Annotated in this window: 11 protein-coding genes and 1 pseudogene; 1 reads left to right on the forward strand and 11 read right to left on the reverse strand. The window is 64.9% G+C overall.

Features of this window, described 5'->3' with window-relative positions; all coding sequences use genetic code 11:
* The 3 genes and pseudogenes from FG93_RS26380 to FG93_RS26390 form a co-directional block, all read right to left on the reverse strand.
* Positions 1 to 298, reverse strand: a pseudogene (locus FG93_RS26380) (type I secretion system permease/ATPase); the annotation flags it as partial.
* A gap of 99 nt (positions 299 to 397) precedes the next feature.
* Positions 398 to 7480 carry a peroxidase family protein gene (locus tag FG93_RS26385; protein ID WP_043240704.1) on the reverse strand — a complete coding sequence of 2361 codons (7083 nt, stop codon included), beginning with the start codon at positions 7478 to 7480 and terminating at the stop codon, positions 398 to 400.
* A 942-nt stretch (positions 7481 to 8422) separates the two neighbouring features.
* Positions 8423 to 10825, reverse strand: coding sequence for a multicopper oxidase family protein (locus tag FG93_RS26390; RefSeq protein ID WP_043240707.1), 2403 nt, complete (start codon positions 10823 to 10825; stop codon positions 8423 to 8425).
* A 663-nt stretch (positions 10826 to 11488) separates the two neighbouring features.
* Here FG93_RS26390 and ppc point away from each other — a divergent pair.
* Positions 11489 to 14251: a phosphoenolpyruvate carboxylase gene (ppc, locus tag FG93_RS26395; RefSeq protein WP_200878170.1), complete on the forward strand. Its 2763-nt coding sequence runs from the start codon at positions 11489 to 11491 to the stop codon at positions 14249 to 14251.
* Positions 14252 to 14338: 87 nt separating this feature from the next.
* Here the strand turns inward: ppc and FG93_RS26400 are convergent, their stop codons facing one another.
* The 8 genes from FG93_RS26400 to FG93_RS26435 all read right to left on the reverse strand — a co-directional run bounded on the left by FG93_RS26400 (position 14339) and on the right by FG93_RS26435 (position 23913).
* Entirely contained in the window at positions 14339 to 15361 is a 1023-nt protein-coding gene (locus tag FG93_RS26400) for a PleD family two-component system response regulator (protein WP_043241418.1), read from the reverse strand.
* A gap of 13 nt (positions 15362 to 15374) precedes the next feature.
* Positions 15375 to 16394 carry a chemotaxis response regulator protein-glutamate methylesterase gene (locus FG93_RS26405; protein WP_043240710.1) on the reverse strand — a complete coding sequence of 340 codons (1020 nt, stop codon included), beginning with the start codon at positions 16392 to 16394 and terminating at the stop codon, positions 15375 to 15377.
* Between the two features lie 22 nt (positions 16395 to 16416).
* Entirely contained in the window at positions 16417 to 18708 is a 2292-nt protein-coding gene (locus FG93_RS26410; RefSeq protein ID WP_043240714.1) for a hybrid sensor histidine kinase/response regulator, read from the reverse strand.
* Entirely contained in the window at positions 18705 to 19439 is a 735-nt protein-coding gene (locus tag FG93_RS26415) for a chemotaxis protein CheW (RefSeq protein WP_244448752.1), read from the reverse strand. Before FG93_RS26415 ends, FG93_RS26410 begins: the two co-directional genes overlap by 4 nt.
* A complete protein-coding gene (locus FG93_RS26420) occupies positions 19439 to 20686 on the reverse strand; it encodes a CheR family methyltransferase (protein WP_043241425.1) in 1248 nt (415 codons plus the stop codon). The genes FG93_RS26415 and FG93_RS26420 overlap by 1 nt, the downstream gene beginning before the upstream one ends.
* 11 nt (positions 20687 to 20697) lie before the next feature.
* Positions 20698 to 21162 carry a chemotaxis protein CheW gene (locus tag FG93_RS26425; RefSeq protein WP_043240716.1) on the reverse strand — a complete coding sequence of 155 codons (465 nt, stop codon included), beginning with the start codon at positions 21160 to 21162 and terminating at the stop codon, positions 20698 to 20700.
* Positions 21163 to 21190: 28 nt separating this feature from the next.
* Entirely contained in the window at positions 21191 to 22828 is a 1638-nt protein-coding gene (locus FG93_RS26430; RefSeq protein WP_043241428.1) for a methyl-accepting chemotaxis protein, read from the reverse strand.
* Between the two features lie 434 nt (positions 22829 to 23262).
* Positions 23263 to 23913 (reverse strand): TetR/AcrR family transcriptional regulator, encoded by a 651-nt coding sequence (locus FG93_RS26435; RefSeq protein ID WP_161783891.1) that lies wholly within the window; start codon positions 23911 to 23913, stop codon positions 23263 to 23265.
* Positions 23914 to 23957 lie beyond the last annotated feature (44 nt).

Consider the following 23957-nt stretch of genomic DNA (forward strand, 5'->3'; position numbering starts at 1 on the left):
CGATATCCTGGTCGAGCCTGGCCCCGACCCGGACCAGCACCTGCGAGCGGATCACGTCGAAGGCGCCCTGGAACAGGTAGAGCCCGATCGCCAGCGCCGAGAGCGCCGCCAGCGTCTGGACGCTGCCCGAGGTCAGCGCCCGGTCATAGACCTGCAGCATGTAGAACGAGCCGGTCAGCGCCAGGACATTGATCAGCCCCGAGACCGCGAACAGGAAGAGGAAGGCCGAGCGGAAGCCCAGCGTCAGCCTGCCGGCATCGCGGCGGCGGGCGGAAATCTGTGCCTTGGAAGGTGCCATGATCGCAAACCGTCACAATGAAGCAGTCGGCAGGAAGGCGGTGCAGGAAGGCGATGACGGCCGGCGGGCACGGGGCCCGCCGGCCGAATGGTCCGGCCGCTACAGCGTGAAGTTGCTGCCGGTCAGGGTGTGGCTGCCCTTCAGGTTGAGCTGGAAGTCGGCATCGCCGTCGGCGTCGAGATTGCCCTTGACCACGGTGTAGTCGCCGTCGGCCCGGGTCTCGTAGGCGACCACCAGCTGGGCCGTGGCGGTGAAGGCCGGGCCGCTGGTCAGGGTGAAGCTCTGGTTGCCGGCGAGTGCCGCATTGGCGTCGATGCCGGAGAGGTCGAGCCTGTCGCCCGGCTGGAAATCGAGGATGGTGTCGCCAGCCGCCGCTTCCTTGCTCAGGAAGCGGAAGCTGTCATTGCCAGCCCCGCCTTCGATCACGTTCACCGCGGCACTGGCCGTGATCGTGTCGTGGCCTGCGCCGGTCGCGACGTTCTCGATGTTCCACAGCGTGTCGCTGCCGCTTTGCGTGCTGACCGCGCTGCCGCGTCCGAGCAGGCCGTTGCCGAGATCGACCGTCAGGTTCGCCGTGATCGCCGAGAGATCGAGCGTGTCGAGGCCCGCGCCGCCGTCGCTGTCATCGCCGAAATAGACGTCGTTGCCGTCGCCGACCGCCGCCACGATCACGTCATGACCCGCACCCGCCACCACCGTGTCGTCGCCGGCGCCGGCCGAGATCCGGTCGTCGCCGGTGCCGCTGAGGATCCGGTCGTTGCCGGCCTCGCCGTCGATCAGGTCGTTGCCGGCCCCGCCGAGCAGCACGTCGTCGCCGGCGCCACCGAAGACCCCGTCAGCCCCCTCCCCGGCATCGACGAAGTCGTTGCCCTCGCCGGCCGAGAGCGTGTCGTCGCCGGCCGCGCCGATCAGGACATCGTCGCCGCCCTGGCCGATCAGGTTGTCGGCCCCCGCCGCCCCGATCAGGACATCGCCCAGGCCCGTCCCGACATGCGTCCCGGGGTTGGTGCCGGAACCAGGAGCCGGCGTCCCCGTGCCGGCCCCGTCGTCATCGTCGTCGTCGTCACAGCCGCAATCGTCGTCATCATCGTCGTCGTCGTCACCAGAGCCGGTGTCGTCATCGTCATCGTCATCGTCATCATCATCATCATCATCGACATCGTCGACATCGTCGTCGCCATCTCCGGCGCCGTCGTCGTCGTCATCATCATCGTCGTCGTCGCCACCTCCGGCGCCGTCATCATCGTCCTCGTCCTCGTCTTCATCATCGTCCTCGCCGATTGTCGGTGCGCCGGCGGTGGCGTAGGTGATCGAGTGCGTGCCGTTGGACAGCGTCGTCGTGCCGTTCGGGTTCACAGTCGAGACGTAGTCGGCGAGGGTTGTCCCGTCGGCCACCTGGATTTCGTCCTGCGACCGCAGCGTTCCGACGATGGTGTCGTTGCCGCCATTGGACTTGAAGACGACACGATGGGCCGAGAGCAGCGAGGAGACGTCGACCTGATCGTCGCCCGATCCACCCTCGATCGTGATCGTGCTGGTCAGCAGACTGGTGCCCGCGAAAGTGCCGATCGGGATGAAAGTGTCGCCACCGCCGAGGCCGTTGATGACGATCTCCTCGATGTTGTCGAGTTCCGCGATGACGGACGCGGTGTTTGTTCCGTTGCGGGTGATGACGATCTCGGTGGCCGCAGCGACGGCGATTCCAGCCAGGATCGCCTCGGCCCGCGAGTAGATCCGGTAGGTTTCGGCGGTTGCGTCACCCATGATGTGGACGGTGTCGACGGTGCCCGCGATGTTGGCGGCAACCGTGTCGCCGTTGATCAGATCGCGTCCGTCTCCGACGCGCCACAGGGCGAGATCATTGCCCGCGCCACCGGTGACAGTGTCATTGCCGGCACCGCCGGAGATGACGTCGTTGCCGCCGGCCCCGTTCAGGGTGTCATTGTCACCATGTCCGAGAATGATGTCGGCGTTGCCACTCCCGGTAGTGACGTTGATCCCATTGGACCCGTTGAGGAGGGCGTAGGTGGTCCCGGCGAAACGCAACTGCTCGATCGTGGTCAGCGTGTCGACACCCTCGTTCGTCGCGCCGGGGACGAGGTCGGTGACGACGAGCTGCCCCGTCCCGTTGAGGCCGAAGCCGAAGTTTCGGACTGAGCCGGCGTAGACCGCGGCGTCTGTGCCGGTCCCGCCATCGAGCCGGTCGTTGCCAGCGCCACCGTTCAGGATATCGGTGCCGCCGGCGCCGTTGAGGATGTCGTTGCCGCCATTGCCGTTCAGCGTGTCGTTGCCGCCGATAAAGATGGGAGAAACGCCATCGGCGATGTCATCGCCAGCCGTGCCGTTGAAGGTGTTGTTGACGAACGGGAGGCCGTTAAAGTCGTCGCCGACTACGCCGGTCGGCAGCGAGAAGACCGTCTCGAGGTTGCCGGCGCCGTCGGTGAAGCTGACGCGGACGCGCAGGATGTCGCCGACCTGGCCGGCGCCGCCATCGGTGGGCGTGAAGGTCGCGGTGGTGGCGTTGGCGATGTTGGTCCAGGTCGTGCCGCCGTTCTCGGAGACCTGCCACTGATAGGAGAATGTGCCCAGACCGTTGCCGTCCTGGATCGTTCCGGTGGCGACGGAGAGCGGTTGGCCCTCGGTCGGCGTCAGGTCGCTGATCACGGGCGCGCCGGTCGGCAGCTCGTTGAACAGCTGGCTGATGGGAATGTCGACCGTGCCGCCATTGCCGTCCGAGAAGCGGAGCCGCTCGACGTTCCAGAGCTTGTCTATGCCGTCGGAGACGAAGTTCGTCCCGTCCGGGCGATTGGCCTGGTCGAAGCCGGTATGCGAGACGATATAGGAGCCGTCGGCGCCGCGGCTGAAGGTGTAGTTGTCGACGACGTCCCAGTAGACCGCCGTGTCGATGCCGGGTTCGCCACTCGGGATGCCGTCGCCGTGGCCCAGAACCTCACGGACGATGTTGAGCTGCAGCGGGGTGATGACCCGCGCGATCATCAACTCGGACAGGCTCTTTCCAACCCAGGCCTCCGGAATGCCGGCGCCCGCCGTGAAGGTATGCTTGAGGCTGTCGATCGTCGCGATCTCTTGTGTCGACCCGACTGCGCGGATGCTGATCCGCACGTTGAGCCAGGCATCGCCATCGATGATGTCGTTGCCGCCGCGCCCCTGGATGGTGTCGGTGCCGGCGCCGCCGAGCAGGATGTTGCCGTCCTGGAAGGCGACACCGCCCTCGAACAAAGCATTGTTGGTCGGCGTGGCCGAGTTGCCGAGAATGGCAGCCAGACCGGCGATGCGAGCGACGCCGCCATGGGTCAGCTCGTGGCCGACCATCGTGTTCTCGGCCGCGGCAAGGGCGGGATTGGCGTCGATCTCGCCGGCGGAGACGTCGCCGCGGTTGTCGCCCCAGAGCATGTCGTCATGGACCCAGCCCGAGAGCGCCTCGACCGTATCGAAACGGTCACGCAGGATGTCCTCCTCGTCGGTGGTGAAGATCGGCTTGGTCAGGTCGGACTCGGCCGCCTCGGCATTGCCCTTGTGGATCGCCCAGTCGAAGCCCCACATGCCCTCGCTGCGCATGACGCTTTCGCCCTGCACCATGATGTCGTCGCCGGATTCACCGTCGAAATCATTCTCCTCCGAGCCGGCGAACATCACGTCGTGGCCGAGAATGGTCGAGTTGAAGAAGAGGTCGGAATTGTCGCCGGCCGTGGTGTCGAAGCCGCCGCCCCCCTCGATCCAGTCATCGCCCTCGTTGCCCATCAGCAGATCGACGCCGTCGCCGCCGAGGACGAAGTCGTTGCCGGCGCCGGCAAACACCTCGGTATCGTCGACGCCGACGAAGACCGCATCCTGGCCGTCGCCGCCCATCAGGATGTCGATGCCGTTGGAGTTGGCGATGACGTCGTTGCCCTCCTCGCCCTTGAGGAAGTCGCCGGTGTCGCCCGAGTCGGTCATGATGTCGTCGCCGGCACCGCCGAGGACAAGATCGACGCCGGCGCCGGACTCGATGCGGTCGTTGCCGGCATCGCCCCAGATACCGTCATCGCCGAAATCCGTGATGATGGTGTCGTTGCCGTTCGTGCCGCCCACCACGACATGCTCGCCGCCGAAGGTGCGGAAGTAGTTGGTGTCCGCGCCGGGCGTGTTCGGATCGTTGCGGATGACCTTGCCCAGGCCCATCGCCTCGAGCACCGGATCGTTGCCGGTCGGATCGACACCGGACAGGCTCTCGTTGGCGGGGTCGTAGTCCTGCTGCTTGGTCGGATCGACCTCGAAGACGAAGTCGTAAGTGGCGAAGGAATCGACGCCGATATGGCGCGAAATGATATCGTCCGACGTGCCCCGGATCCCGTCAGGCCCGGGCTGAGAGATGTCGGTGTTCGCCATGATCATCTTGGAGAAGGAATTCTGCTCCAGCTCGTTGAGGGCGTTGAGACCCTGCGTGCGGGTCAGATAGTAGAAACGGTCGGCGTCCTGCAGATTCTCCATCTGCGCTTCGAACACGGCGTTGAAGGTCGAGCCGAGGAAGCCACCGAACGGCATCTTCTTCTCGGCCAGGCCACCGATCCAGAGATCGATGTTGTTGAGGCCGCCCCGCGAGTCGTTGTTCGGCCCCGCGCCATCCGGCGCGTAGATGCCGGCCGCGTTCAGGAAGTCCAGCCGATCGGCCGGAGCATCGTCGCCGCCGAAGACGAGCTTCATCGCAGCGTCGCGCTTCTCGGCGACGGTCTTGTCGCGCAACCCTGAAGGATTCGCCGGGGTGACCGGAACGACCACCTGGCCGGTGATCGACGCATGCGTGCCGTAGGCGGCGATGAAATTCACCACCGACATCGGGTTCTTGAGGTTCGCCGCGAACTCGACCCAGCTTGTATAGGGCGTGAGGAAGGAGGAGCCGGTGGCAGCATAGAGCTGCTCGCGTGCCTCGTTGAGCGTCGGCATGTTGGTGTCGCGGCCGCGGGCGATGTTGATCGCCGCGAGGTCGAGCGGGACGCCGAGCAGGTTGTTGCGCACCGCTCCGGTGATGAACTCGTCGATCTCGTTGCCGCGCTCCACGGTCATGCCGCGGACGATCGCGCCCGCAGCCTGCTCGGCCGTAATCGCGCCATCGTTGTTGAAGGCGACCGGGTTGAGGAAGGTGGCAATGAGGCCCTCGTCGTCCCCTCCCGTGATGTTGCCGTTCGCATCGACGTAAACGCGCGGCATGCTGTCGGTCAGCATCGAATGGCCGAAGCGGTACACGACATTGGCGAATTCGGCGAAGATCGACGGGTCGATGTCGGTCACCGAGTTGAACACGAACGGGTCGATGGCCGGCTGGATCTTGCGGGCGAATTCCTCGAAGACCAGATGCTGATACTGCATCTCGGTCGCGAAGCGGCCGGCCTGGAACAGGCGCTCGCCATCCCAGTTGAGGGTACTGGCGTAGGCAGTCTGCGCGAGGGCGCTCATGCTCGCGAAATTGTCGGGCAGCTCGTTGGGGTTGAGGTCGGTGCTCAGCCACTCATTGATGAAGGCAAGGTCGCCGCTGCGCAGGATCGTCAACTTCTGAGCTTCGACCTGGCGGTTGTGCTCGGAATGGAAGACGTGATGGACGGCAGTCAGGCCGATATTCTCGTTGCCGCGGCCATCGCCGGTGATGAAGTGGCGGTCGAGGAGTTCGTTGTCGTATTCGAGATTGTTGCCGCGAGGACCGACCAGGACATCGTTACCAGTGTCCGAATCCGCATCGGCGATCAACTGAGGCGGCGTCGCCGGATCACCGTCATGGTCACCGAACACCGGCGCCGCGTTGTGGGCGATGTCGTCGAGGAACGCGTTGGCCGTGCGCACCGCGCCGACCTCCCAGCTATCGACAGGGCTACCAGTCGCACCACGGGAAACGACCGTATCGTCGGCGGTGTTGGGGATGCCGTCACCACCGATATTGGTGATGATCTGGGCGAAGCCCTGCGCATCGGGAATAAAGTTCCCGTAGGCGTCCGTACGGATCAGCGGCACGCTGGTTGCATCGCGATCCGTCAGCTCGATGCCGAGCATCAGCGCCTGGGCCTTGACGTCCGCCCAGGTCGGCAGGCCGTTCTTTTCGCCATTAGGGCCGGTGCCGTCGAGCAGCCTGCCGGTCGCAACCGGGAATCCGGTCCCCGGATCGACCTTGTATTCGCGCAGGAAGACCTGATGCGAGGCATGCGAGGTGTAGGTCTGGTTCTGGTCCACCCAGGATGTCGTGACGTTGCGCTGCGTATCGACCCCGTCTGCGCCGGGGACCGACGTCGAGCGGGTGAGCACCATGAAATTGGTCGGGCTGCCCTCGACGTAGAGCGGATCGTCGGGCTGCAACGGGACATAGATGGTGCCGTTGCCGCCTTTGCTGATGAGATCGAGGCCATGGTCGAAGAACTGGCCGAAGAAGGTCATCCAGGCGTTGAACGGCGCCGACAGCCCCTCATCGGGAGCAACGTTGGGAATGACCAGGGAGCCCGTCTCGTCGACCTCGACGTCGTAAGGAGCGATCAAGAGATTGACGGCTTCCATCGCCGTTATCTTCTCGTCCGGGGTTGTCGTCGGGCTGGTCAGGACATCCATATAGGGCTGCCATTGGGCGGCCAGGGCTTGAACAGCGGCAAGGTCGCCGCCCGCGCCGTGGATGGCCTCCGATCCGGCGAAGGTGAGCGCAGCGACGATCGCCGCCGGGTTGTTCAGGCTCATGTCGACGATCAGGTTCGAGATGAGGCGGGGGTCTGCATCCGTCACCGAACCATTCGCGACAAACGGACTCCCGCTTGGCGTGCCCGGCGTGTAGTTGCTGTTGCTGAACGAAATGCCGGGGCCGAAACTCACCGGATCGCTATCGCCCTCATTGAGGTACGCCCCTGACTCGAAGAGCCGCGGCATGGGTTGGCCGGAGGCCCCCCAGAGTTCGCGGCCGGGAACCAGGTTGTTGTAGGTGCCGTCGACCGTGCGGATACCGAACGGCGTCTGCGGATCGGGGATGGCCCGCGCCCAGGTCTGGTCTCCAAGGAAGGCGCCATCCGCGCCATACTGATTGGCGGCGGTGACGACTTCGCCTGTTACCGGGTCGATCCGAATTTCCGTCAGCGCCGCGCCGTTGGCATTGGCCTCGCCGATCTTGATCTGCTTCAGGACGAACTCGAGATCATGCTGTACCAGTTTGAACATAACCCATCCCCTTGGAGCAAAACACGGTTTATCGTTCGCGAAACCTGCGGTTCGCGGCGTTTAATTTGATTAGCCAACGTTATTACGTGGAATTAATCGTGAAGTTTCGTCAGATATCGTCGTTTAGACAGAACGCTAATCTTGGAATCGGCCACTCCCTTCCAATGGTGGCCAGAACTCGATCGGACAGCGCTTCAGCTCGTCATGGAGCCTATCGCTTGGTCAGCATGATGCATGGGGGCAAAACTGGTCGTTAGAGGACTATGTCGGATGTTGTTTCCCGACCAGCGTCCGGGGTCTCGACCGAGTTTGGTAGGGCCGTGTTTGCAGACTTAAACCCCTGCACTACCGACCAAGGTCCCTCGCGCGTGTGGCCTCGGGCTGCCGGCCTGGCTGGCCAGTTCCCCGGGAGCCGTTCCGAGGCGCAGCATCCTGCCGTCACGACGCGCATTCCGTGCGCCGCCATCCAGCCCCTCTCCCCACACCGCATGCGCAAGGAGATCGGTCGCGAATGGAGACCGGGGTGAAGGTCTTGGCGAGCGCAACCAGAGCCGTGGCTATCCTTCGCCTCCTTCGGGGCAGGCTGCGGGAAAGCGCCACTACGTCATCCTGCGCAGCCGCCCCGTTCGAGACTTGGCGCTGATGACTGGAATCCCCGGCCTGCACGATCCCGAGCTGCGGCCTCCAGGCCGAGGCAGGCGCCGATCAGCGTGGAACGGAACACCCTGTCCGAGCTGTCCCGGGGGCACGGAAACTCGCGCCGGTCACGCATCTGAAAGGCGGCGGCGAAGATGGAAGGCGCGTCGCACCAATTCCGGCCCCTCAAGGCGCGGGTCCGGCTGTCCTGTTGCTGAAATAACCGTGCCGGAGCAGCCCGATGCCACCTGTCCCTCACGCCGGGCAGAGCAGTACCTGCCCGGCGTCGAGACTTGTGCTCCAGGGTCAGGTGCGCGTTGCGACCCTGAGCCTGGTCGGATCGCCTTCGGGCAGAACCTCGGGCTGTTTCCAGACGACGCCGTTCGGCGTCGGGATCGGCGTCATCGTCAGCTGGTACTGCGGCTGCCCCTTGAAGTCCGGATCGCCGGGCTTCGGGGTCAGCAGCTGGTAGCGCAGCAGCATCGCGAAATCCTCATGGTTCGTATTGTGGCAATGGGTGACATAGGAGCCGCCGAACTCGCCGAAGCGCACCTGGAACTTCACCTTGCCGGAGGGCCGCAGGCGCCAGACGTCCTTGCGCACCAGCCGCTCCGTCGCAGGGATGGGCGCGCCGCCGCGATCGATGGTGACGCCTTCCTCGAAGTGGAGGTGGATGGGGTGGTCCCAGCCGCCGCCGCCATTGACCAGGGTCCAGTGCTCCACTTCTCCGGGTTTGGGGACCAGCAGGGAAATGCGGTTGGCATTGAGCGAATGCGCTCGCTCGCCGTTGATCTTGATGGTCCAGGGGAACTCCTCTTTATCGCCGCAGTCGGGAATGCATTGACCGTCCGCCCCGCGTGAATCGCCACTTCCCGACCGGCCGAACTCGATCACCCGCTCGCGAACGGGTGCGACGATCGGGATCTGGGTCGTCAGGGTCTTGACCCCGGATTTCCAGTCGGGATCGGCGAAATTGGCGCTGCGATCGGCATCGAGCGGATTGCTGGCGTTGTAGACCTTGCCGGGATTGTCGACGCTCTGGACCTGGCTCACGACCCTGAGCTCGAGGAACGGGCCGACGCAGGGGTCGTCGTCCCGGCCCTTGAAGGCTTTGTCCATCGAGACGGTGCCTTTGGGTTTACGCCCGTCGGTCTGCTCCAGCATGTTCATGAGATAGACGCTGTCGCCCGGCGCAAAGGCGGAGAAATCGACGACGATGTCGTAGCGCTCGGCCGGGCCCATCTCGTCCAGTTCGGTCAGGGCGATCGGATTGACCACCAGGTTGCCGTCATTGGCGATGAAGTAGAACGGCACCTTCGTGCCCTGCGAAAATCGCCTGCTCTTGTTGACCGCGAGCAGGAGCTTGACGAAGCGCGCCATCGCCGCATTCAGGAAGCGGAAACGGTAGCGTCGCGGCAGCACCTCGAAATAGGGATAATAGGTGCCGTTGACGCAGAGCACGTCGCCGAGGAAGCCATCGGAATCGAAGATATCGAAGCGGCACTGGCCCCTGGTATCGAAGGCCGGATTCGAGATCGCGAGATTCACGTCGAAATCGACATTGCCCCATTTCAACTGCGATCCGCTCGGCAGCCGCAGGTTGATGCCGTCATTGAGATCCTCCCGACCCCTGTCCGGCCCGCTATAGATATTGCACAGTGCGAAGACGCCCTTGTGCACATTTTCCGCCGTGAAGAAGAAGCGGTGGTCGTGGAACCATTGACTGCCCTGGATCTCGCGGAAATCGCCGGGAACCTGGACGAGGCCCTCGCCATCGTCGGGTCCGGAGCATTTGCGGGCATAGTCGCGATCGCCCGTCGGCCAGACGCTCGGCATGTCGCGCCGGGCCATCGCCATGGCCCAGTGATAGTCATAGAAGGTCCCAGGGAAATGGTAGGCGTTGCAGGCGCCGTCGCTCTCCGCGCCATTATGCGCGTTATGGAAGTGGATCGAGATCTCGTTCCGCCCGAAGCCACCATTGGTTTGGCGGTTTTCCGGCAGATCGTTATAGATTCGGGCAAGGATCGGCTCGCCATAGCGAGCCTTGATCAGAATCGGACGGCCGAGGCCCGTGCGCAGGCCCGTGGTGCTTCCCGTCTGGCCGGGCTGGCGCGGACCGAAGGTCCACATGGCAGCCGCGTCCTGCTCGGGCATTTCCTCGCAGAAGCGGCTGCCCGCCCCAATCTGTCCCAGAGACAGCAGGTAGCCCTTTTTCGGATAGAGTTCCTCCCAACGCTGATGCGCGAAGAACTCTCCGGGCGGGCGCCCCTCGAAAGGCCCGACATTGGTGACCGGGTTGCGGTAGAGCGCACCGCCAGAGTTGCTGAAGTCGGTATGATAGGAGAAGTTCCTGGCCGGAAGCTCCTGGCCTCCCCCAGCGAGTTGCCAGGCAGCATCGCCATTCGACATGCGCTGAAGCGGGACCGGTTTCTGGACTTCCGCCCGTGGCATCGGATCATGGAATTTGACGGCTCCGAATATCGGGCTGCGCGGCGCCCCGGTCGGCACCTGGGCATAGGCGCTCGTCGCAAAGGGGCTGAGCCCGTTCTTCGCGATCAGCAACCCGCCGGCTGTGAAATAGCCCCAGCGCAGCAGGTCGCGCTTGGTGATCTGCCCCACCGAGAGGGCCTTGACGATCTCGAGCCGGTTTTCCAGAGCGCGCTCAGCTTCCTTCAACCGGATGCCAGTGGTCTCGCGCGAAAGATACATATCTTCTGCCCCTCTTGCCGACGTGAACCAGCATGCGTCTCCACGCTAACCTTTAGTTCTGCCGGTCGGGGCTTAGTAAGCGGCGAAGGTCGTGCCAAGTACGCAACCAAAGTCCGTAGCTGCCCCCCTGCTCGCATGAGGTCGCATTATCCGCCTCAGATCATCGAATAGATAAACTCGAAATATATCGGGATGTAATTATGACTCAACACCCGATAATTGAACCTATACATCAGCATACCTATTACAGGCTGCCTAAATTTTGCGCATCCCGCATACTTTTTTACTATAAAAACCACACTATACATCTTATTTCAAATATGAGTACACTTTATATATTAAATACAAGAAAATCACCGCTCGCCCATTCGATTGTTCTGCAATGCGCAGAATATTCATCGCCGCAACCGCGTCCTCGTCGCCGCAGCCGTCAGCACAGGAACGCCGCACTGGAAGGCAGGCTGCCTGCCCATCCTTCAGACGACCGGCCCGCAAGAATCCGTTTTCAGAGAAATCCGGCTGCTGGATCACCGCCCTCGGTCTGTCGGGCGCGGTTGCGCTGCACAATGAAGCTTGGCAAGGCGGCATGAGTCATGCTGCGATGACTGGGAACGCCGCATATCGGCCCTTTTTCCTCGCGAGGCGCCCTTGCCTGTCACCGCCATCGATCCGCGGCCGGATCAGATTGCCGGCCCCGCCGACGCCCCGCCCCTGTTCGAGGATATCCGCCTGCTCGGACAGATCCTCGGCGACACCGTGCGGCAGCAGGAAGGCGAGCAGACCTTCGAGCTGATCGAGGCGATCAGGCGGCTCTCGGTCGCCTTCCAGCGCAAGGCCGATGTCGAGGCCGGTCGCGACCTCGACACGCTGCTGGCGCGTTTGAGTCCGAAAGAGACCGTTTCCGTCATTCGCGCCTTCACCTATTTCTCGCATCTCGCCAATCTCGCCGAGGATTGCCACCAGCTCCGCCGGCAGGCCGATCTGGAGGCGGTTGACGCTCATCCCGATGGCAGCCTGGCGCACAGCTTCGAGCTGTTCGCGCAGGCCGGCGTCAGGGCGCCGGCCATCGAACGCGCCCTCTCGCGCAGCCTGGTGTCGCCGGTGCTCACCGCGCATCCGACCGAGGTTCAGCGCAAGAGCATTCTCGACGCCGAGCGCACCATTGCCGAGTTGCTCGCCGCCCGGCCGAATCTGCGCGGCTTGCGCGCCCGCGCCCGCAACGAGACGGCACTACGAGCCAGCATCGCCCAGCTCTGGCAGACGCGGCTGCTGCGCTACTCCAAGCTTGCCGTGCGCGACGAGATCGAGAATGTGCTGAGCTATTATCGCGCCACGTTCCTGCACGAGATCCCGCGCCTCTATGCCGAGCTGGAGGACCTGCTTGGCGCCCGCGTGCCGAGCTTTTTCCGGATGGGAAGCTGGATCGGGGGCGATCGCGACGGCAATCCCAATGTCACCGCCGATACCCTGCTGATGGCGGTTCGCCTCCAGGCCGAGACGGCATTGCGTCATTACCTGACCGAGGTGCATGAGCTCGGTGCCGAACTGCCGGTTTCCAACACGCTGGTCGGCAGCACGCAGGCGCTGCGGGACCTTGCCGATCGCTCCGGCGACGACAATCCCCATCGCGCCGACGAACCCTATCGCCGCGCCCTGATCGGCATCTACGCCCGGCTGGCGGCGAGCTTGCGCAAGCTGACCGGCACCGAGGCGCTCCGTCATGCGGTGGCACCGAGCGCGCCCTATGCGGCGCCCGCGGATTTCGTGGCGGATCTGCGCATCGTTGCCGACAGCCTGCAATCGCACCATGGCAGCCTGCTCCTGGCAGCGCGGCTCTCGCCCCTGCTGCGCGCAGCGGAGGTCTTCGGCTTCCATCTGGCCAGCATCGATTTGCGCCAGAGTTCGGACAAGCACGAGGCGGTCATCGCCGAGCTGCTGGCCACGGCCCGCATCGAGCCACGCTATGGCTCCCTCCCGGAAGACGCCAAGCGCGCATTGCTGCTCTCCCTGCTGGCCGATCCGCGCCCGCTTCGTGTGCGCAACGCCGCCTACACCCCGGAGACCGAGGGTGAACTCGCGATCTTCGAGGCGGCCAAGCAGATCCGCGCGGATTTCGGCCCTGATGCCATCCGCCACTACATCATCAGCCACACCGAAACGGTCAGCGACCTGCTGGAGGTGGTGCTGCTCCAGAAGGAGTGCGGCCTGATGGCGGGCACGCTTGCGCCCGGCGAGGCAACGCCGGCCAGTGTCGAACTCATCGTGGTGCCGCTGTTCGAGACCATCGGCGATCTGCGCGCCGCCGAGCCGATCATGCGCAGCTTCTACGACCAGCCGGGCATCGAGGCGCTGATCCGCAATTCCGGTGGCGAGCAGGACATCATGCTCGGCTACTCCGACAGCAACAAGGACGGCGGCTACTTCACCTCCAACTGGGAACTCTATCGCGCGTCGACGGCACTGGCCCGCTTCTACGAGACCAAGCCAGGGCTGACGCTGCGGCTGTTCCATGGCCGCGGTGGCACCGTCGGGCGTGGCGGCGGGCCGAGCTATCAGGCCATCCTCGCCCAGCCTCCCGGCACCGTGAAGGGGCAGATCCGCCTGACCGAGCAGGGCGAGGTGATCAATGCCAAATATGCCAATCCGGAGATCGGACGGCGCAATCTGGAAACCCTGCTGGCAGCGACGCTAGAGGCCACGCTGCTGCAGCCGCACAACGAGGCCGCGCCCGAATTTCTCGACACCGCGGCTGAACTCTCCGCGCGCAGCATGGCGGCCTATCGGGCGCTGGTCTATGGCACGCCAGGCTTCACCGATTATTTCTATTCAGCCACGCCGATCACCGAGATCGCCGAGCTGAATATCGGTTCGCGCCCGGCTTCGCGAAAGGCGACGCGCTCGATCGAGGATCTGCGCGCCATCCCCTGGGGCTTTTCATGGGGCCAGAGTCGCCTGGCCCTGCCCGGCTGGTTCGGTTTCGGCTCCGCGGTCGAGGGCTTCATCGCCGCCGCGCCCGGAGAGCGCGTCGCGCTGCTGCAGCGCATGAGTGCGGAGTGGCCGTTCTTCCGCACGCTTCTGTCCAACATGGACATGGTCCTGGCCAAGGCCGATCTCGGCATCGCCCGGCGCTATTGCGGCCTCGTCCCGGATCGCGACCTTGCCCAGCGCATTTTCGGCGAGATCGAAGCGGAATGGACCCGGACGGTTCAGGCGATCGCGACCATTACCGGCGAGACGCAGCGCCTTGCCGATAATCCGGCCCTGGCGCTCTCCATCATCCACCGCTTCCCCTACATCGCCCCGCTCAACCATCTCCAGGTCGAGCTCCTGCGCCGCTGGCGCTCCGGCCAGATCGACGAGAAGGCCCGCCGCGGCATCCTGATCTCGATCAACGGCATCGCCGCCGGGCTGCGCAATACCGGGTGAGCGGCCAGTTTCGATCCGACTGTGTCAGCCTCTGCAAACACAAAGGGTGAGATCATCGGGCCGGATACGATTTCCGGTCCGACGACGCTATGGCACCGCGGAGATTTCCGACGAAACCGAACGATCCCGCCCCTCGTTCTTGGCGCGGAAGAGCGCGAGATCGGCGGCATTGACCAGTTTCGCCGGCTCGCCGCCTTCATGAGGCATCGTCGTTGCCATGCCCACGCTGATCGTGACCCGGCCCGTGCCGTGCGCGATGCTCAGATCCCGCACCCCCTGAACCAGCCGCTCCGCAACGTGCCGGGCTCCGTCCTGCGAGACGTCCGTCAGGATGACGACGAACTCCTCGCCGCCAAAGCGCGCGGCCAGATCCGTCGAGCGGGAACAGCCGCCCTGGATCACATTGGCGACCTGCTTCAGCACCTCGTCGCCGGCGAGATGCCCGTAAGCATCATTGTAGCGCTTGAAGTGGTCGACATCGATCATCAGGACAGACAGAGGATGCTGCGTACGCAGGCAGCGCTTCCACTCCGCCGCCAGATACTCGTCGAAGTAGCGGCGGTTACCCAGTCCGGTCAGCCCGTCGATCCGCGTCAGGCGCTCGAGTTCGAGATTGACCCGCATCAGCTCGCGCTGGCTTTCGCGCAGCGCCCGATAGGCCTCGTCGCGCTGGACGTGATCGAGATAGGCGCGGGTATGGTAGCGCACCCGGGCGATCAGCTCGAGCGTGTCCGGGAGCTTGACGAGATAGTCGTTCGCGCCCGCCTGGAATGCCTCGCTCTTGGTCGCCGGGTCTTCCTTGGTCGAGAGAACGATGACGGGAACGTTGTGGATCGATGGATGCTTGCGATACTGCCGCACCAGATCCAGCCCATCGACGCCCGGCATGACGAGGTCCTGCAAGATCACGGTCGGTTTCACCTGTTCGGCGACCTTGATCGCCGCCAGGGGGTCGGTGCAGTAGTGAAAATCGAGATCGGGCTGGCTGGCCAGCGCTCGCCGCACGGCTTCGCAGACCATGACCTGGTCGTCGACCAGCAGGATCATGGACATGTAGTTGTCCGCCGGCGGGGGCACGGAAGACATGATGAGGTTCGGTTCGCCTGTCATCAAGACAACCTCTTCAGAACGACCGACGGCACGCCTCGACAAGGCGCGGCGCAATCGCGGCAAGCGGTAGAATTTCGGAAGCTGCATCGATCGCAGCGGCTGCCTTGGGCATTCCGTAAACGGCGCTCGTCGCCCTATCCTGCGCCAGGGTCAAGTGTTTCCTGTCGCGCAGGAGCTTCAAGCCACGGGCGCCGTCCCTGCCCATGCCGGTGAGCAACACCCCCACCAGATCTCCCTGCCACCATTGCGCGACACTTTCGAAGAACACGTCGACCGATGGCCTGTAGACGTAGTCGCGCGGTTCGGCCCTGTAGCCGAGGTCGTTGCCCGATTTGAAGACCAGGTGATCGCCACTCGCTGCGATCAGCACGGTTCCCGGTTCTGGCCTGTCGCCTTCGATGGCGGCACGCACGGAAAGGGCAGTGTGCTGGCCGAGCCAGCTGGCGAAGCCCGGTACGAAATGGGCATCGAGGTGCTGGACGAGAACGAGCGCAGCCGGAAAGCCGCGCGGCAGTCCGCCCAGCAGTGAAGCCACGGCGGCAGGCCCCCCCGCCGAAGCACCGATCGCGATCAGTTGCTGCGCCGACGATGCGGCGGTGCGGGCCGGAGCCTGAGTCCGGGTGACGGGGGCGACATCGCGCGAGAGCCTGCCGATCATCGCGATCCTGGCAAGCAGCGCCGCCGATTGAGCAGAGGCGTTGCCGTCGGCCCCCACGGTGGGAATGTCCACCGCGTCCAGTGCGCCATGGCCCATCGCCTCATAGACGCCGGAGACGTTGGCATCGACGCTCGCGGTCACCAGCAGAATGGGACAAGGCGTCGCCGCCATGATCCTCTGGGTGGCCGTCACGCCATCCATCTCGGGCATGTTCAGATCCATCAGGATCAGATCGGGCCTGTCGTGCCGGCACGCCTCCACGGCCTCGCGCCCGTTCACCGCGATCCAGGCGACCGCATGCTCGGTTGTCGAGACGACAATGCGCCGAAGCAGCTCGACTGCCATCGGCAGATCATTGACGAGGCCGATCCTCATGAACCTTTCTCCGTGCTGCCGCTCAGCCCCATGGTTCACCGATCAGGTCGGCGACGGCATGGATCAAAGTCTCGTCGTGGAAACTGCCCTTGGTCAAATAGTAGTCGGCCCCGGCGTCGAGCCCGCGGCGACGGTCCTCTTCGCGGTCCTTGTAGGACACGATCATGACCGGCAGGTTCCGGAGCCCGCTGTCCTTCTTGATCAGTGTCACGAGTTCGATGCCGTCCATGCGGGGCATGTCGATATCGGTGACGACCAGGTCGAACGGATCGGACCGGACGGCGTTCCAGCCATCGATGCCGTCGACCGCGACCTCGACCTCATAGCCATGATGATCGAGCAGCTTGCGCTCGAGCTCGCGCACGGTGAGAGAATCGTCGACGACCAGGACGCGCTTGCGCCGCTTCTGGCCGACACTGGCCACCACGCGCTCCAGGGTCTTGAGCCTGCCGGTCGAGGCAAGCTTCTCCATCGAGCGGATCAGATCGTCGACGTCGAGGATCAGGACCGGCGAACCATCCTCCATCAGCGCCGCGGCGCTGATGTCCTTGACCTTGGCGAGCCGCGGATCGAGCGGCCGCACGACGAGCTCGCGCTCGCCAAGGAAACGGTCGACGACCAGTCCGTAGGCCTCGCCCCCCTCCCCGACCACGACGACGGCAAGATCGACGGTATCCGATTGCGGGTCGTCACGCCCCAGGACCTCATGCGCCGTGACCAAGCCGACCTGCCGGTCTTCGAAGCGGAAATGCGGCCGGCCTTCGAGGATCTCGATCCGCTCCCGCGGCAGCATCAGCGTCCGCGTGATCCCGGTCAGTGGAAACGCATAGGGTTCGCGATCGATCTCGACGAGCAGGGCGCGGATGACCGAGAGCGTCAGCGGCAACTGGAGCTGGAAGCGCGTCCCGGCACCGAGCTCCGACGACACGGTCACCTGTCCCCGGACCTGGCGCGCCATCGCCTGCACGGCATCGAGGCCGACACCACGTCCGGAAATGTCACTGACGCTCCCCTTCATCGAGAAACCGGGCAGGAACAGGAACTCCAGCAGCTCGGCCTCGCTCAGGCTCTGCGCCGTCTCGGCCGTCGTCAGCCCGCGCACGATGGTCGCCCGGCGCAGCGCGTCGAGATCGATCCCGCGGCCGTCATCGGCAACGATGATCTGCAACAGGCCGGCATTGTGCCGGGCCTCGAGCTTGATCAGCCCCTCTTCCGCCTTGCCTGCGGCCCGCCGCTCTTCAGGCGGTTCGAGGCCATGATCGACGGCGTTGCGCAGGAGATGCCCGAGCGGGGCATCGAGTTCCTCGAGGATGTCACGGTCGATGCTCGTCGAGCCGCCGACGATCTCGAGGCGAACCTTCTTGCCCAGGGCCCGCCCGATATCGCGAACGGTCCGCGAAAAATGCCGAACGCCATCGTCGAAAGGGCGCATCCGGCTGGCAAGGGTCTCGTCATAGAGACGGTTGGCGAGATCGGTGGCGCGCCGGTCGACGACATCGAGCTCGTCGAGGCGCTGCGCCAGAATGGCCTGGCTTTCCCCGAGCTTGAGCTGCGCCTCGGCAAGTGCCTGCGCGGCCCTGATATCGGTCGTCACCGCCGGCATTGCGGCACGCAACGCGTCGAAGCTCCTGGCAAGATCGGTCTGGACGCGCCTGAGGCGCAAGAGCCCATCGTTGAAGGGTCTCAAGCGCCGGGCCGACATCAGGGACTCGCCCGCGAGCCCGAGCAGGCGGTTCAGGCTTTCCGCCGTGACGCGCACCATGCGGTCCGGCCCCGGGCTTCCCGGAGCCTGGGAGAGCGCATTCGCCGATCCGACATCCGGATCATGTACTGATGCGGGCGAAGCTTCGGTGGAACGATTCTCTGGAGGCGCAGGAAGCGCCGCACGGACCTGGCCATCCGCCCCCGCGCCTGAAGCTAAGGAGCCAGCCTGCTGAAGCGCCTGCGCGAAGCTTGCGATTCTGTGCTGGATCTCCTCCTCGCCCGGCCCCGGTTCGGTGGCGATCGCGGCCAGCAGATCGACCCCTCTCAGAAGCGCATCGATATGGGCGTGCTCGAGCCTGACCTGCCCGCGCTGGGCCGCGACGAAGCATTCCTCCATCTCATGCGCCACCTGCACCGCAGGCGTCAGATCGATGATGCGGGCGGCGCCCTTAAGCGAATGGGCCGCGCGCATGCAGGCTTCGAGATGAACGGCCGCGACGGGATCGCGCTCCAGCGCCAGCAGGCCTGCGGTCAGCGCCTGCGACTGCGAGTCGAGTTCGGCGCGAAACAGGTCCAGCATCGAGAGCTGGCTGAAATCCTCGCCGCTCATGCGATACTCCGGTCGATCATGGCGAGCAGCAGCGCCTCATTGAGGCAGCCGACCGTGCGCCCCTGCCAGGACAGCATGGCCTGAATGACGGTCGAGGCCGATTTGCCGATCGTTGCCGGCACCGCGAGCTGGTCGCGCACCCCATAGGAATGCATGCCGTGCACCTCGTCGACCTCGAAGGCGACGCGCCGCTCATCCGCGCCGATCACGATCAGACGGCGGAACACCGCGATCTTCCCACCATCTGAAGGGCCGCCGCCCGTGTCGATGCCGAGGAGTTCCGGCAAGGACATGCAGATGAGCAGCTCGCCGCGGACATTGACGATGCCGAGCACTGCCCCGGTCCGGCGATGAGGCAGGGAATGGATGCGGCGCGGTTCCGCGATCTCGTGGCAGGTTGTCGTCGGAAGGCCGAGCCATTCCTCCCCCAGGCGAAAGAGGACGACGCTGCGAGCCCCACCCTCGGGCTCGGGACGGTCGGCCCCCCGCGCGAAATGCCTGGCCCATTCCTCGGAATAGCCCGCCGGCAAGGGGCGATCGAGCAGACTGCGCGCAATCTCGGCATAGGTCGGGCAGTTCCGGCAATGCAGATGCTCCTGCAATTCCGGGCAGGACCTGTCCCCGCTGACGCCGATCTGGCGCCAGCACTCATTGATCCCCGGTCCCTGGATGCCCGGCCCCTGGATGCCCGGACCCTGCTCCGTCGCTTGCATGCCAGCCGTGACGGGCATCAGACGTCACTCCTCTTCGCAATCCGGTCGAGCCGGTCCGTCAGCGCCTTGGCGCCGGCCTTGTCACCTTGCCGTTGCAGCAGGAGCTTGAGCTGGACGAGCGCCTGGCGATGGTCGGGCGCAAGGTAGAGCGCCTTCCGGTAATTCTGGATCGCGTCCGAGGGCGCATCATCCGCATCATGGGCCAGGCCAAGCAGGTAGAAGACCTCCGCTGACGGCCCGAACTCTTCGAGATGGCTCGCAGCGGCGCGCTTGACCTCACCGAGGCGTCCCGCATTGGCGGCGTGCTCGATGGTGGCGAGGCTCATCGCTGCCCGGTCCGGCGCTGGCGACGCAGCCTCTCCTGGAGCGGCCTTCTGCGCAAAGGGGCGGACCGGCGGCGCGATACGCCGCAGCGCTTGTGCGGGCGGCGGCGCCGGGCGCGATCTCCGTGGGGGGGCCGGTGCCGGCGCGTGCTCCACCGCGCTCGCCCTCACGAAGGCGAAGGCCCTGGGGAAGCGCACGGAAGCGAAGCCATGCAGGGTCGGCAATCCGGACTCGGCCGGCCCCAGCAGCAACAGGCCGCTCTCTGCGAGCATCTGCCTCAGTCGGTCCAGTGCCAGCCCCTGCGTCTCCCGATCGAAATAGATCAGCAGGTTGCGGCAGAAGATGACGTCATAGGGCTCGGGTCTCGGTTGCGGGGCCGGGCCGAGCAGGTTGCCGAGCGCGAAGCAAACCTGCCGGCGGACGCGCTCATGCGGGCGGAAACCGCCTTCGACCGCATCGAAATGCCGGTCGCGATAGCCGAGATCGTCGCCACGGAAGGAGTTGCGCCCGTAGATGGCACGTTCGGCGTAGACGAGATTGCGCGTGCTTACATCGATTGCGTCGATGCTGAATTCCCTTGCCTCGAAGCCGGCGTCGAACAACGCCATCGCCATGGAATAGGGTTCCTCGCCCGTCGAGCATGGCAGGCTCAGGAGTCTGAGAGGCACGCCCGCACCCCGGTTTTCGCGAGCCTGGCGCGTCATCGCCGCGAAGGCCTCGCGATCCCGGAAGAACCAGGTCTCCGGCACGACGACCGCATCGATCAGTTCCTGACGCTCAGTCCGGCTCTCGCTGAGATACCTCCAATAGCTGTGGAGGTCCGACATCTCGCAGGCGGTCATCCGCCGCTTCAGCGCATGGCGGATCACCGACGCGCCGACCGTCTCGCTGCTGAGCCCGATCATCTCCCTGAGAAGCTGTTCGAACGCCCCCGTGGCCATGGCCCTGTCCATCACGAATGCGTCGCGGGCTTCTGGAACAAGATCTCACGAATCGCTTGGGGCAGCAGGGCTTCCGCCCTGATCCGCTGGATCAGCCCCCTGTCGTCGGACGCGACCGGGCCAAGATAGGGAGGCATTCCAGCCTCGACGCCCGTGGCCACGAAATCCGCCGGATCGCGCGCGACGGTCTCGATCGCCCGCTCGGCAATGAGCCCGAGCAAGGCGTGCTCGCCCGCACCGACCGGATAGCGCACGAGGATGATCCGCGTGCTCAGCAGGGGGGCGGCGGCACGCCCGAGCGCGAGCAGGCTGAGATCGATCAAGGGCACCGGTGCGCCCCGGTAATTGATGGCGCCGACGATCCCGGCCGGCGCCGCCGGCAGGGCTTTCACGCTGAGCAGGGGCAACACCTCTTCGACCTGCCCGGCATCGAGCAGATAGCGGTCCTGGCCCAGGCGGAACATCAGAAACAGCATCGGACGGGGCTCGGCTCGCCTGCTCCTGCTACGCGCGAAGCTTGAAACGCGAGATGCTGCTGCGCAGCCCGCTCGAGACCTGATTCAGTTCATCGATCGCAAGCGTGGATTGCTGCAGCGACTCGACTGTCTGCTGGGCGGCTTCGCTGAGCTGTGACAGGGCCTCGCTGATCTGGCCGGCGCCGGTGGCCTGTGCCTGCATGCCCTCGTTTGCCACCTCGAAGCGCGGCACCAGCCCCTGCACCTGTTCAATGATCTCCGACAGCTGCCCGCCGACCTGCTGCACCTCCTGCATGCCGCGGCGCACCTCTTCGGAGAACTTGTCCATGCCCATGACGCCTGCCGCGACGGCCGACTGGATGTCCTTGACCATCTGCTCGATATCGTAGGTCGACACGGCTGTCTGGTCGGCGAGGCGACGAATCTCGGTCGCGACGACCGCGAAACCCCGGCCGTACTGGCCTGCCTTTTCCGCCTCGATCGCGGCGTTGAGCGAGAGCAGGTTGGTCTGGTCGGCGACCTTGGTGATGGTGGTGACGACCTGATTGATGTTGCCCGCCTTCTCGCTGAGGATCGCGAGCTTGGCATTGATCGCGCCGGCCGCCTCCATGACATGGCGCATCGTCGTTTCCATGCGCGACAACCCGGCCTGCCCGCCTCCCGCAAGCACCGCGGTCTGCTCGGCGACCACAGAGACTTCGTCCATGGTGCGCACGAGCTCGTTCGAGGTCGCGGAGATTTCCTTGGCGGTCGCACCGATTTCCGTCGTGGTCGCGGCGATCTCGCTGGCCGTCGCCTGCTGCTCCTTCGAGGTCGCGGCGACTTCGGTGATCGAGGTATTGACCTGGATGCTGGATTTCTGGACCTGGCCGATCAGTCCGGCGAGATCGTCGGCCATGGCGTTGACGCCGTCGGCCAGCGTGCTGAACTCATCGCGCCGATGGAGCTCGAGCCGCGCGCTGAAATCCCCGCGGCGCATGAGATCGACGATGCCGAGCAGCTTTCCGAGCGGCACAGTGACGGCGCGAAACAGCAGGAAGCCGCACAACACCGCGAGCGCGAGCGCGACCACGAAACTGGCGGCAAGGCCCAGCTCCGCCGTGCGCACGATCGAGCCGATGCGCTGGGTCGAGTCATCGGCCTCCGACTTGTTGTACTCGACCATCGCCTGCAGGCTCGCCCGCAGCTTGGCGGAAATCGGCTCGAGCTCGCTCCTGATTGCCCCACGCTGATCGAGAGCCTGACCGCCTGCCGCGGCGAGCTTGCCTGCGGCCACGATCGCGTCCTCGGCCGGGAAGAGTTGGTCGAAAAGCTGTTTGACCAAGGCATAATTCCGGCGATCCTGCTCGGTGTCGAGCGTGCCTTCATAGGACTTCACCAGGCCGCGCAGTCGGTCGCGGTTGGCGAGCATGGCGTCGACGACCCTGGCCTTGTCCGCCGGCGCGTCCTCGAGCACGAATTCACGCACGAGGCTGTTGGCCTCGGTCCAGGCGGTCATCAGCTGGGTGCTGAAATAGAGGGCCGGCACCGTGCTGGATTCGACCCTCGTCGCTTCGCGCTCGGTCTGAACGAACCAGAGATAGGAGATGGCGGCCATCGCCGACATCACCGCCAGGACCGCAGCAAAACTCACAAGGATGCGGCGGCGTATCGTCAGGCTCTTCATCAGGTTCGTTCCATCGTCCACACGCATCGAGGAGCAGCGTCGGTTCGACCGGCCGCCGCTCTCTCGTGAGGAGGCCGAATCAACCGGCGTGACAGGCTACCCTGAAGGTGCTTGCTCTCCCGTGATCTGCAGACGTTGCCGGAACAGCTCTTAAGAAAGCGCTAGATCGACGGCCCAAAGGCGACTTGACGCGCTTGATCTGCGCGCTTGTCATCGGATCACCTGGTGTGTGTTCTCCGCCCGATTGTTGCGGCGCATGCCGTGCTCATGGCGCGCCGGGAATCACAGTTCTCGCCGTGCGGCCCCCTTAGGAGCGCAATTTGTCCGTCACCAGCACCCTCGGAGCGAAACGATGCCTTTTTTGAGCAATTTGCGCATCAGCCGCAGGGCGGCACCCTTGTCCCGCCTCCCGTGACAACGCCCCCCCGAGGGACTCAGCGCCGTGGCTTGGCTCCGAGGCCCCGGAGTGCGTATGCGATGACCTGTTCGATCTCGGGCCTCGCATGGTCTGCGCTCAGCGCCATCATCGTCGGGTGCATGAAGCAGACCATGGTCGTCTTCACACAGGCTGCGCCGGCAGCCGCATCCTCGATGCTGAAATCGCCTGAAGACTGGCCTTCCTCGACGATTGTCCTGATCAGGCCTTCGACGCGCTGGATGTAGCGAAGACAGACGCCCCAGCTTTCGGCCATCGCGTCCTCGACCATGTCGTTCACGCGGCTGTTGGTCATGAAATGCCGCTCGCTGAGCTCCGAGAGGGCAAGCAGGAAGGCGGCAAGACGCTCTGGAGGAGACGATTCTCCGGCGGCGATCACCGCGAGCTCGTCGCCGATCTGACCCAGCAAAAGCTCGGCCACGGCCTCGTTGATAGCCCTCTTGCTGTCAAAGAAGCGGTAGACATGTGCGGGGCTCTTGCCGAGTTCGGCCGCGATCTCGGCGACCGTGGTCTTCTGGTAGCCAACTGTCGTGAAGAGCCGCCGGGCGACCGCGAGAATCTCCTGCGGCGGCTCGACGCCGTCCTGTCGGCGGCCCGCGTTCTCCGTCTGGGAAGTCACGCGCGCCGAGTAACGAGATGGATGTGTCACCGAGGCTACTCCGAGACAGTCGTAAAGGGCGAAGGCTAAAGCAT

Source organism: Allobosea sp. LC85 (genome assembly GCF_000735605.1).
In the GTDB taxonomy this organism is placed as follows: Bacteria; Pseudomonadota; Alphaproteobacteria; order Rhizobiales; family Beijerinckiaceae; genus Allobosea.

What these genes read in the sequence shown, in the direction of transcription:
- FG93_RS26385 (WP_043240704.1), bottom strand. Translation starts at nt 7,480, where the DNA reads ATGTTCAAACTGGTACAGCATGATCTCGAGTTCGTCCTGAAGCAGATC.
- FG93_RS26390 (WP_043240707.1), bottom strand. Translation starts at nt 10,825, where the DNA reads ATGTATCTTTCGCGCGAGACCACTGGCATCCGGTTGAAGGAAGCTGAG.
- FG93_RS26400 (WP_043241418.1), bottom strand. Translation starts at nt 15,361, where the DNA reads ATGACAGGCGAACCGAACCTCATCATGTCTTCCGTGCCCCCGCCGGCG.
- FG93_RS26405 (WP_043240710.1), bottom strand. Translation starts at nt 16,394, where the DNA reads ATGAGGATCGGCCTCGTCAATGATCTGCCGATGGCAGTCGAGCTGCTT.
- FG93_RS26410 (WP_043240714.1), bottom strand. Translation starts at nt 18,708, where the DNA reads ATGAGCGGCGAGGATTTCAGCCAGCTCTCGATGCTGGACCTGTTTCGC.
- FG93_RS26415 (WP_244448752.1), bottom strand. Translation starts at nt 19,439, where the DNA reads ATGCCCGTCACGGCTGGCATGCAAGCGACGGAGCAGGGTCCGGGCATC.
- FG93_RS26420 (WP_043241425.1), bottom strand. Translation starts at nt 20,686, where the DNA reads ATGGCCACGGGGGCGTTCGAACAGCTTCTCAGGGAGATGATCGGGCTC.
- FG93_RS26425 (WP_043240716.1), bottom strand. Translation starts at nt 21,162, where the DNA reads ATGCTGTTTCTGATGTTCCGCCTGGGCCAGGACCGCTATCTGCTCGAT.
- FG93_RS26430 (WP_043241428.1), bottom strand. Translation starts at nt 22,828, where the DNA reads ATGAAGAGCCTGACGATACGCCGCCGCATCCTTGTGAGTTTTGCTGCG.